At 39.5% G+C, this 11,407-nt stretch carries 9 protein-coding genes and 1 pseudogene; 8 read left to right on the top strand and 2 right to left on the bottom strand.

The genetic code is table 11. From position 1 onward, the window contains the following. The first annotated feature begins 1,076 nt into the window (after positions 1 to 1,076). From DWV53_RS14150 to mobV, 6 genes are all read left to right on the top strand, one after another. Positions 1,077 to 1,415 (top strand): hypothetical protein, encoded by a 339-nt coding sequence (locus DWV53_RS14150; protein WP_118155175.1) that lies wholly within the window; start codon positions 1,077 to 1,079, stop codon positions 1,413 to 1,415. 51 nt (positions 1,416 to 1,466) lie between these two features. Then, positions 1,467 to 1,706 (top strand): glycoside hydrolase family 2 TIM barrel-domain containing protein, encoded by a 240-nt coding sequence (locus DWV53_RS14145; RefSeq protein ID WP_181992517.1) that lies wholly within the window; start codon positions 1,467 to 1,469, stop codon positions 1,704 to 1,706. 139 nt (positions 1,707 to 1,845) lie between these two features. Continuing rightward, positions 1,846 to 2,055 (top strand): hypothetical protein, encoded by a 210-nt coding sequence (locus tag DWV53_RS15545; RefSeq protein ID WP_147468812.1) that lies wholly within the window; start codon positions 1,846 to 1,848, stop codon positions 2,053 to 2,055. Further along, positions 1,988 to 2,443 carry a hypothetical protein gene (locus DWV53_RS14140; RefSeq protein WP_118155169.1) on the top strand — a complete coding sequence of 152 codons (456 nt, stop codon included), beginning with the start codon at positions 1,988 to 1,990 and terminating at the stop codon, positions 2,441 to 2,443. The genes DWV53_RS15545 and DWV53_RS14140 overlap by 68 nt, the downstream gene beginning before the upstream one ends. A gap of 1,135 nt (positions 2,444 to 3,578) precedes the next feature. Continuing rightward, positions 3,579 to 4,067, top strand: coding sequence for a hypothetical protein (locus DWV53_RS14130; RefSeq protein ID WP_118155163.1), 489 nt, complete (start codon positions 3,579 to 3,581; stop codon positions 4,065 to 4,067). Between the two features lie 230 nt (positions 4,068 to 4,297). Next, the gene (gene mobV / locus DWV53_RS14125; RefSeq protein WP_118155160.1) at positions 4,298 to 5,920 is read left to right on the top strand and encodes a MobV family relaxase; all 1,623 of its coding nucleotides are present in this window, start codon (positions 4,298 to 4,300) and stop codon (positions 5,918 to 5,920) included. Between the two features lie 83 nt (positions 5,921 to 6,003). Here mobV and DWV53_RS14120 read toward each other — a convergent pair whose 3' ends face one another. Further along, positions 6,004 to 7,125: a hypothetical protein gene (locus DWV53_RS14120; RefSeq protein ID WP_118155157.1), complete on the bottom strand. Its 1,122-nt coding sequence runs from the start codon at positions 7,123 to 7,125 to the stop codon at positions 6,004 to 6,006. Positions 7,126 to 7,531: 406 nt separating this feature from the next. Here DWV53_RS14120 and DWV53_RS14110 point away from each other — a divergent pair. Together DWV53_RS14110 and DWV53_RS14105 are read left to right on the top strand one after the other, a co-directional pair. Then, positions 7,532 to 8,693 (top strand): annotated as a pseudogene (locus tag DWV53_RS14110) (IS4 family transposase). 56 nt (positions 8,694 to 8,749) lie between these two features. Continuing rightward, complete coding sequence (locus DWV53_RS14105; protein ID WP_118155178.1) at positions 8,750 to 9,787, top strand: alcohol dehydrogenase; 1,038 nt, start codon at positions 8,750 to 8,752, stop codon at positions 9,785 to 9,787. Between the two features lie 67 nt (positions 9,788 to 9,854). Here DWV53_RS14105 and DWV53_RS14100 read toward each other — a convergent pair whose 3' ends face one another. Beyond that, positions 9,855 to 10,910 (bottom strand): CNNM domain-containing protein, encoded by a 1,056-nt coding sequence (locus DWV53_RS14100; protein ID WP_118155151.1) that lies wholly within the window; start codon positions 10,908 to 10,910, stop codon positions 9,855 to 9,857. Positions 10,911 to 11,407 lie beyond the last annotated feature (497 nt).

Here is an 11,407-nt window from a genome sequence, read left to right as displayed (position 1 = left end):
CGCCGTATGCGGAACCGCACGTACGGTGGTGTGGGAGGTCGACCCGATTGTAAAACCACATTTCTGTTTACCTACTTTTAAGAATGGCTTATCATCATAACCACAAAACTGTTTACCTGAAATGTCATGTATATAATTCATTCCATTTTGAGGTTATATTAATTATTTACCAAATCCCGTGTTATAATTTGATATGTAATAAGTTATATCATTTTTATATCAGTCTTTTATTCTTAGGTAAACAGTTTTGTGGTTTCTGGTAAACAAAATAGTGGTTTCAGGTAAACAGTTTTGTGGTTTTTATCTTGATAAGATACTATTTTTTATCTTATTTTATTTGATATCCGGCACCTGAATGCAATTTGGGTATATGTATAACTATCAGCATATTAGTATGTTATGTGAAACGCCTAAAGAAGTTGTCTAGACTTTTTAATCTTTTCTTGAGTAGCAACTGAATAAGAATTTAAAAACCACAAAACTGTTTACCTGGCAGAACGTTCATCGATTTTTCTCATAAACCACATTTCTGTTTACCTGTTTTTCTCATGAATTTAACTAGGTAAAAACCACATTTCAATTTACCTAAAAAGGAGCAACTGCTTTTTACTAGGATAGGTAAACAGTTTTGTGGTTTCTGGTAAACAAAATAGTGGTTTCAGGTAAACAGTTATGTGGTTTAGGTAAACAAAAATGTGGTTTGTGCTACAAAATGCAGTGATTTTTGGTAAACAACTTTGTGGTTTATGCGTAGTTTTATGATTTTAAGTAAACAGAAATGTGGTTTTATCCTTATAGAGAATCAAATTCTTAATTGCCTAATTGTAGAATTGACTAATTGTCGGAAAAACGACAAGTAAGTTTCTTTTTTAGGTTATTATTTTGTCATTGAACTGCTTTCAAGTAAGAAACATTTTAGTAAGAGACTGACGTGATGAGGAACGGGGACCGAGACTATGAGCAATGGGCGACCGAGTACATTTTGACTTTTAGTACATTGGATAATTGTTTGTTTAAAAGGTAATTTCTCACCGCATTCACAAGTTCTATGATGGTTATACCAGTCATGGCCCAACGTGAAGCCAGAACCATCAACTTTTGAGGTCAGGAATGAACTGTTTGCGCCTGATGGAAAACTCTTGCAAACTTTCAAGAAAAAAGTGACTCTGAAAGCCGGCGAAACCAGGCGCATGGAATTACAGTCTAAGCTCATCAGTAATCCTGAGCTTTGGACTCCGGAGACACTTATATTATATAAGGTGGTAACTTCGCTTGTCGACACAAAAACAAGAAAAGCCATTGACGAGAAATCCCATAAGGTAGGATTCCGCTGGTTTTCATTCGATGGCGAGAAGGGATTCTGTTTGAATGGGAAGTCTTACAAGTTGCGTGGTTTCAACCGTCATCAGGATTAGGTACCTGTAGGTATAGCCCCGCACCGTCGCGACATCCGTCTGTTGAAGGAAATGGGCAGCAATTATATCCGTATCTCCCATTATCCACAAGATGATGCTCTCCTGGATACCTGTGATGAGCTTGGTTTGTTGGCTTGGGAGGAAATTCTTATAATAGATCTTGTGCCCGACACTCCAGGCTATGCAGATAATTGCGAGCGTAATCTGCGGGAAATAATCCGGCAACACTTTAACCATCCGAGTATTATCAACTGGGGCTACATGAATGAAATACTGCTCTGCACTCCATGACCTGCACGAAAGAATGGCCAGCTTTCAAGGAGCGTACATTAGCACTTGCTGAGCGGTTGGAAAAGGTTCTGAAGAAAGAAGATGCTACGCGAAAGAGTGTGATGGCTTTCAATATGACAATGTTTATAACGAAATAGGCTTGAACCTCGTAGATGTGGTAGGTTGGAATCTTTATCATGGCTTGTACGAGGGAGAGTTGAATGGTTTCGACCGCTGGTGTGAAGACCAGTACAAGAACTATCCTAGGAAGCCGATGATCATCTCGGAGTGGGGAGCCGGAAGTGGAACTTTTCGTCAATGGCAAGAGCTGTGGAAAGAAGAATGTAGAAAATTGCCTTGCAGTCTTTGATGTAGTATTGCCTTTCGGAAGTTCAACGTTAGAAGCAAAAGGTTTTGGTGAGAAGCTCACTGTCGATGCTGGCAGGAAAGATGGTAATACAGAAGATGTGATGAATATCTGGTACAATCCACTGCCAGACCAAGCCTATAAGGCAGGCTCATGGGGATATATAGGAGGAGAAAACAAAAGTACCACATCTGAGATACAGAATACGATTGATGGACCTATTTATCAGATTTGGCGTAAAGGCGACTTGGAATATAAGATAGATGCACCAAAAGGCGAATATCAAGTGGAATTGTTGATGTTACTAAGCCAGCAACCCAGTTGCCTAATCTTCTTGCCAGAAGCAATGGAGAAGCTTCATCTAAAGATGCAAGATTTGATGTCAGCATAAATGGAGAAATCAAGGAGACAGATTTCACTCCTACCGATGGACGCCATTATTGCACAGCCTTCAAGCCCAAGTCGATGCCGACACTCAGATTGGTTTTCTCCAAGTCCTCGACCTCAACCTGCGCCCTCGATCGGATCCGACGATTGAGGGCGCAGGTTTTTATCTGTATATTTGTTAACTGCCTTATTATTAGTAATATATGTATCTTATCCGTGTTTTGCAAATGTTAATTTCAAAGGTATATCGAATCGTGATACATTTTTATTTCAAAATTTTATACTTTTGCAGCGGTTTATAATTAATTAGAAATAATATGAAGATAAAAAATCATTTATTGGGTATGATGGCTATAGCATCTCTCCTGGTCAGACGCAATAGCCATCCGAAGTTTCAAACATCGGTAGATGTTGTAGAAGGCTGCAAGAAGGAGCTTGTTGCCTTGAAGGGAAAAATGAAAATGTCGATGGACCAATTTATAAGACCACCTTGAAGGTATGTGTTGGTTTATATGATTCTGTCAGGAAGAAAGTAGTATCCTTTCTTTCGTGGTACTACGAAAAGATGAAAACTAGCATCAGCGCAAGAAAACTTTTTACACTTATTTTAGTGATGGTTCTTTTGGCTGTTCAGTATGTTGATTACGAAACAACCCTCTCTGCAGTTAGAGCAAATCATTTGATTGGAGAAGCTTCTTCATTCTTGAAAATGGATAAAGCCGGAATGGGCAGTTGTCTTTGGAATGCGTGGGAGAAAAATCTACTTTTTCTCCCATCGCAAACTCCTTACAATTTGATAATGGTAAATCTGTTATGTACCTTTCTGCTTTTCAACTATCGTATAGCTGAGAATGTTCTTACTTGTTTGAATCAGAAGAAGATTATATTTTCATTATCGGCAGCTGTTTCTGTTACTCTCATCCTGATAGATGGAAGGCTCCTGATTGGTTCCGAATGCATTGGGCGCAGGAGCTATTTTTCCAAAGTTCGTAGGACATGGACAGGGTGGTTCAAAAGAATCTCTCAGACACGTTGTAAGAGAGTTTCGAGAATGGAACGAGATTTATCGAAATGCAGCGTGATATGTTCATGTTACATTTATTTATTATCATTTTAATATGTAAATATTTAGTCATTTTATGGAACACCAAAATAAAACAAGATTCAGAGACATCATTAATGCAAAAAATGCTCAAAGCAACATTACCGAAACTAGGCTTCCAATCGAAAAGAAATACTCAATATATATTCCTTTTGAGGTTATTGACTTTTTGTGTAATGATTTCACGAGAATAAGCCCGAGGCGATTTTCGAAAGCCAAGGCTTTCAGATATTTATTATCCAAGCATATTGATGGACTCGAAAATGGTGAGCTGAAACGCAACTACATTTCTCAGCTTAGCAAAGACTGGAAATGGACTCGTCCAACAGTTGTCTCTTTTTTGAAGTCTCTTCAACAAATGAATGTAATCGATATCAAACAGATTCTCTCGGCTAAAATGGTCTCAGTAAATCCGACCATTATAGTTACGAGTCTTAGCAAAGAAGAACTTGACAAGATGGCTCAGAGAAAGCTTTTACAGCCCCCTTCGCCCTTGCCACATATCTCTTCTGGAGAAACAAAGTAATTCACATAACAAATTAAGTATAATTTCAAAAGTAAGGTTCTTTTACAAATGCGCTTGCGCATGAGAGGGAAACGTACTACATCCCTGTAGCCTAATACGGGGTTTTAGAAAAACACCCTGAAATCCCCAAAAACGTTAAGTAAAACGTTTTGACATTCGTGCGGCAAGCCGTGGGGATATTAGGCTCAGGGAATACTTCCCTAAGAACCTTTCTTTAAAAAAAAATAATTATGAGCGGAGCAAAAAACGTTATAGACATGAGACCCAGTAAAGGGTTCTCGCCTTCACAAGGCAACGAACACCTTCGCCGTTTAGATGATTGCGAAAGGGCGCAGAAAGCCCGATGGAATTATGACCCTTCAAGAGAACATCTGAACTTCGAAGTGGGTAAAGGTGGGGTAGTGACAGAAGTAAATAAGTTCAAAACCATCAACCAGAGAATACAGGAAAATTTGGATTCACGTGGCATTGTAAACCCCAACAAAAAATACATTGACCAGGGGCTGGATCCAAAGTACAGGACAGTCGCAAACTTTATCTTGGGTGGCAACCGAGAGGTAATGAGAAACCTGGCTTTTGGTAATCAGAAGGTGGATTGGGAACATGGAGCCGATAATTCTGACTTGAAGAGAATGCCGGAAATTGAAGCATGGGCAAAAGATGCGTATGCCTTCATGTGTAAAAAATATGGAGAGCAAAATATTGCTGCTTTTGTCGTTCATCTGGATGAAGCGAACCCACACGTACATTGTACGGTTTTGCCTCTTACGGAGAAAAATAGGTTTTCTTTTATAAAGACTTTCATGGGTGGAGTTGACAGTAGAGATGCTTTATCAAAGTATATGGAAAACCTTCATACCGAATATGCAGAAGAGGTAGGTTTGAAGTATGGTATGGAGAGAGGGGATAGCATCAAGGAAACCGGTGCAGTTCATCGTACCACCGAAGAGTATCGCAGAAAGCTCTGGAAGGATGCTCAGGAGAAGGAAGAAGAGGTTCGAGAAAACGCCAAAACCATCGAACAGCAAAATTCAACGATAACCAATCAGCGTGGAATTATTGCTTCACTCAACAGAGAAATCAAGCACTCTGCTGCTCGTCTGAAGGCTTTGGCTACGATGATCAAGAACCTTGAAACTCATAAGGCAGACCTGGAACAGGAGATTAAAAAGCTCAATAGAGACCTTGCTGCAGGAAAAATTTCTAAGGAAGAGGCAGACCGCAAACTTTCACAAATCAATGCCGAAATCAAGAAAACAGAAGAGAAAATACTTGACAAGACAGAAAAACTGAAAATTGCAGAAAGCAAGCTCCATGATGCGGAACAACGGAAGGCAGAATTGGAAGCAAAAGCCCATGAAGCCGAGCAAAAAACTGCTTTGGCTGTAGAAAAAACGGCAAAGGCAGAAGATAAATATCAGGAGATTAAAGCGAAATACAAAGAGATTGCTCCGAAAGTGAATCTTAAAATCAGCCATGAATTTGGCTCACTCGGTTTTCACATGGCAGCACTTGATATGAAAAGTCGTCTATCTAAATATGGTGAACTTCGAAACTCTTTATCTCCGAGCCAAAGAGATTTCTTGGATAGGACAGTTGGCGAAATATTCGATGGCTCACTTATCGAAAATGTAGCAGAAAATTCTGCAAATCTATGTTCAGTTGCAGCATCCTTATATTTGGGTTATCTGAATGCAGCTACAAGGATAGCTCAAAGCTGCGGTGGCGGTGGAGGACCAGGAACCGGATGGGGTAAACGAGACGATGAAAATGATATGGACTTCAGAAGGAGGTGTTTCGGCATGGCAATGAAGATGATGAAGCCGGGACGTCAGCAGCGTCTCAAACGTTAGTTGTTGCTACAGTATTATATAATAGTGCCAAGAAAGCCCAATGGTCTTTTTGCCTTTGGATTTTCTTGGCACAAAATTTAGCCTTAATCTGTTTCCTTATGTTTATGTAAACGGCTAATTATCTTGTAGCCTCTTCCGTATCTTTTGCCTTTTATTCCAATCAGTCCACCATTATAATAATTCAGAACTTCATTTTTATGGAGTCTTGATAGGGTGGTGTTGAAACAGTTTATCTTGAGAGTAGGATAGAGTTGCATAGTCTTATCAATAAGACTCTCTTTGGTTTGCGGGAGGGACTCCTCTGTTAAGACTTTTACCATCGTAGATGCCAAAGAAGGTTTGGAATTATCTTTCAGGATAGTCTTTTCTTTTTCCTTCTTCTCCTTCTTCTTTTTCTTATGGTTATCTACAGTTGGAGTGGCGGTCTTTTTCTCTTCCTTCTTTGCCTGTTTGGCAAAGGATTCCGCATTGATGTCAAGCTTCAGTCCTAGAATTTCCGAAATGATGTTCTTGAGGACATAGATGAACAACTCGCTGTCTTCACTCTTGAGTGAGGTCTCTTGTTTCCAGTAGCGACTCTTGAAAGCAAGTTGGGTCAACTCTTCAATCTCCTGTTCAGAAATATCTTCTTTGTTAGCGAGACGTGTATTGGCCACATTGAGGAATGAAGCAAAGGAAAAGGTGGAGAATTGACTTGGAATTACGTATGTGAAAATATGATTGTTTTCTCCCTTTGCTGAAGGATGTTTAAGATTAATCATACTCATCCCTTTTACCAGAGCAATTAAAAAAGCCATGCTGGCGTATGAGAGATTTGTATTTTCAACCTCACAGATTCCTTTATAGTCGAGGTTCTTATCCGAGATAAAGTTCATGGTAAAAATACCATAGTTAGTCCATTCTGTAGAATGGAGCAACTGCTGGAGTGTGGAATCTTCTGGTGCACCCAAGCCTCTGTTAACGCTATCTATATAGCGACGCATTGTTTCTACTTCTTCCCATTGGAGAAGTGAATCATCTCCCGGCTCATTGTTTCTGATGCAGCCGATGGTTCCCAGTCTGATAACATCAGCAGAAGTTGAAGTTCGCAGGTGATTTGCGAGCTTGGCAAATAAATTAGGCATCCAGTCGAAATCATCAACCGGCGAATCTATATAATCTTCCTGATAGTAATTGTTATCAGTAAAATCTAAATCTTGATACATGCTATATTTTGTAAAAATATTGAATTCAAATCTTTCATTTGCAAAGGTAAGAAAAAATATTCTATTCTCCAAATTTTTGGCTAACTATTTGAACATCAGAGTATATTTTATGGTTTTGTTTGCTGAAAAAACACAAAAAATGGTCTTACTTGTAAAAACAGACAGACTTTTTAATAGTTTACAGGTCAAAAGGTGAGAAAGAATCTGTATTTTTTCTTGTATGATTAAAATGTTTTTTGTAACTTCGCAGCATGATTTAACGTGAATAATATTACTTATATCACTACTGTCCAATAAAAAAGGGCAATTCGATCTTTAAAACAGTTGAATTATAGTCTTTTATGCAGTATTTTGCAATGAAACGGACTTGATTTTGTAACTTTGCAGCCAAAAAGAATTGGCTACTATGTTTCAAGACAAATATGTTTTCGTTCAACTTACTGCATTTCTGAATAGAACTCAGTTCAACTACTACGTACGCAAGTATGATGGCAACCGATACGTGAAACACTTCACTTGCTGGAACCAGCTTCTTGCAATGATGTTTGGGCAACTGAGCTATCGTGAGAGTTTACGTGACTTGATAGTTGCATTGGAAGCTCATCGAGCTACGCAATATCATCTGGGGCTTGGACGTAATACTATCGTAAAAGCAACTCTTGTTTATGCCAATCAGACTCGTGATTACAGGATTTTCGAAGACTTTGCATTCTATATGATGAAGGAAGCTTGCAAAAAGCGAGAAACCAGCATTTTGAATATACCAGGAAAGAAGTATGCTTTTGATTCGACAACTATTCCGTTGTGTCTTGCAACTTTTCCATGGGCAAAGTTCAGAAGTAAGAAAGGAGGAGTCAAAGCACATGTCTTATATGACGTAGAAGCACAAGTTCCAGCTTTCTATACTGTGACCACAGCATCAAAGCATGATTCTACAGCAATGTCTTCAATTACGTATGAACCAAATAGTTACTACATTTTCGATAGGGCTTATGATACTTTCAAGGAACTTTATAAGATTCATCTTACAGGTTCCTACTATGTAGTCAGATCCAAAACGAACTTGAAGTACAAAATGGTAAAATGGAAGCGAAGAATGCCAAAGAATGTACTAACTGATGCAGAAGTAAAACTAACAGGATATCTTTCCGAAAAGAAGTATCCTGAATCATTCAGATTCATTCGATACTACGATGAAGAAGATGATCGTGAGTTTACTTTTCTGACGAATGCAAAGCATCTTTCTGCGTTGGATGTCGCGAATCTATATAAAAAAGATGGTTGGTTGAACTATTTTTCAAATGGCTAAAGCAGCATCTTAATATAAAGAGATTCTGGGGCACAACGAAGAATGCTGACGCATACAGATTAGTGTTGCCATTATCACTTATTGTCTCGTGGCTATTGTGCACCATGATATGCAATTGAAACGCTCGACATATGAAGTTTTGCAGATTCTAAGCATTTCATTGACGGACAAAACCCGCCTAAGAGATCTATTTGATAAGACTATTTTCAACGATGTCAAAGAACTCGATTATCCCCTTTTTAAGGGACTATTTGATTAATTAATTAACGTGTCCAATTTTTATTGGACACTAATGTACTTATATATATAATTAAGGTGAAAGCATTTACATATATCCAGCAAGGAAAGTTTGGCTTTACAGAAAAAGGGAAGCCTACGATAATAGATGAGCATGATGCCATCGTAAGAGTAACGCTGAGCAGTATCTGCACCAGTGATCTTCATATCAAGCATGGTTCTGTGCCTCGCGCAGTACCGGGGATTACTGTTGGCCACGAAATGGTAGGCATTGTAGAGAAAGTAGGAGAGAGGGTTTCCCATGTGAAGCCGGGAGACAGAGTATCCGTGAATGTAGAGACCTTCTGTGGAGAATGCTTCTATTGCAAGCATGGATACGTGAACAATTGTACATCTCCACATGGCGGATGGGCACTGGGATGCAGAATCGATGGCGGGCAGACGGAATATGTGAGGGTTCCTTATGCTACAACCGGCTTGAACAAGATTCCTGATTCGGTAAGCGATGAGCAGGCACTCTTCGTTGGCGACATCCTTGCTACTGGATTCTGGGCTACGAGAATATCTGAAATTACGGAAGAGGATACTGTCTTGATTATCGGTGCTGGCCCTACGGGTGTCTGCTGTTTGCTTTGCACCTTGCTCAAGAATCCGAGAAACATCATCGTCTGTGAGAAATCAAAGGATAGGCGAGAGTTCATCCAGAAGCATTATCCGCAGGTGATGGTTGTTGAACCGGAGGATTGTGAGGCATTTGTCAAACAACATAGTCTGCATGGGGGAGCTGATGTGGTGATGGAGGTTGCAGGTGGACCTGATACCTTCCAGCTTGCCTGGAAGTGTGCCCGTCCTAATGCCATCGTCACCATCGTTGCGATGTATGACAAGCCGCAGATGCTTCCGCTTCCTGATATGTATGGCAAGAACCTCATCTTCAAGACGGGAGGTGTGGATGGATGTGACTGTGGGGAAATCCTTGATTTGATATCTCAGGGAAAGATAGATACCACTCCTCTGATTACCCATCGTTTCCCGCTTTCAAGAATAGAAGAGGCATACGATATTTTCGAGAACCGCAGGGATGGAGTCATCAAGGTGGCGATATTTCCTGGATAAATAAGAGAGGGTGGGTCATAACTCCATGACCCACCCTCTCTTGTTAAAATGCAATGTTCTGTAAATATTAAGCTTTACTGCCAGGAATGGCAGAAGCAACACCTTGGTGCATCATACGCGATTTTTCCTTAGCCAAGGCTTGCATGTCTACAGCCACATCGTCTTCATCCACGATTTCTACGCCAGTCATCGTTTCGATTACGTCTTCCATGGAAACCACTCCTCTCAGACATCCGTATTCATCCACGATGATAGAGATGTGTTCTCGTTTTTCCAACATCTTTTCCCATATCTGGTATAGAGATTCATCCTCGTTGAAGGAAAGAATCGGACGCATCAGTTCGGATAATCTGGTTTGGAAGTCATCGTCTGAAACCAATTTGAGAACCATATCTTTCAATACGTATCCCACAATGATATCTTTATTGTTGTCATAAACGGGAATGCGTGAGAATTTCCATTCTTTCTGTTCGTAAAACTCCTTGGTAGTCAGATTCATGTTGGCTGATTCTACTACGATGGATGGAGTCATCACCTCCTTTGCCTTTACTCCTGCCAGGTGAATGCAGCTTTTGATAATCTTGCTTTCCGATTCACGGAAGATGCCTTCTGTAGTACCTACGTCTACCATGGCCGATACCTCCTCGCGACTCACGGAAGCCTGGTGGTTCTTCGGAGTAAATACCTTAGTGATAAGTTCCGAAAGCAGTACCAAAGGATAGTTGATAAAGATGAGCACACGGATGATCTTGGTAGATGTCATGGCAAGAGAGCGCCAATATGAAGCTCCGATAGTTTTCGGGATGATTTCTGAAAGTACCAGAATCAACAGAGTGAGAATGGCGGAAATGATGCCGAAGTATTCTTCGCCAAAGAGTTTCATTGACTCGGCTCCTACACCGGCAGAACCGATGGTGTGGGCGATGGTATTGAGCGAAAGGATGGCACCCACCGGACGGTCTACGTTGTTCTTATACTGTTTCATCAGTGAGGCAGTCTTGTTGCCTTGATTCTCCTTCATCGAGATAAACGACATCGGAGTAGAAAGTAATACCGCCTCCAGGACGGAGCATAAAAAGGATAGTGACAGAGCACCTAAAAAATATAAAATGATTAAACCCATGTAAATTTAAATTCGTTAATAATATGTTATCTCAAGCAAGATAGATATTATTTCCGAAGACTACAGTTGAGGATGTAATGGGGAACATTACATCTATGTTTATCCAATATAAGTGCATTTTTAAATACCATTACTATATGTTTCATATTTTCTGCAAAGATACTGAAAAAAAAATGAATCTAATATGTTTTTGTTGAAAATTAAATTGTTTTAATATGTTTTTGGTAAATTTGTAGAGAAGTATAAAAAATCTAATTTTAACAATAATATAATGAATAATTCATCAAGTATTTATCACAATACTGCGTTAAATTAACATTTAATCGTCTGTAAATCAATAACTTATATTAAGAAATGCTTATGAAAACTTAACTGTAAAAAGTTGGTCAAGTCGCTGATTTTCAGTAACTTTGTAGATTACGACAAAAACAATATTACATGAATACAGAACTTGACCGTAAGCGGCTCCGCGTTTATACCTTGCATAATTCAAAAAA

The sequence above is a fragment of the Segatella copri genome (assembly GCF_003465495.1).
Classification (GTDB): Bacteria; Bacteroidota; Bacteroidia; order Bacteroidales; family Bacteroidaceae; genus Prevotella; species Prevotella copri_G.
The sequence above is the reverse complement of the archived record's forward strand: the minus strand, read 5'-3'. Positions and strand labels throughout refer to the sequence as shown.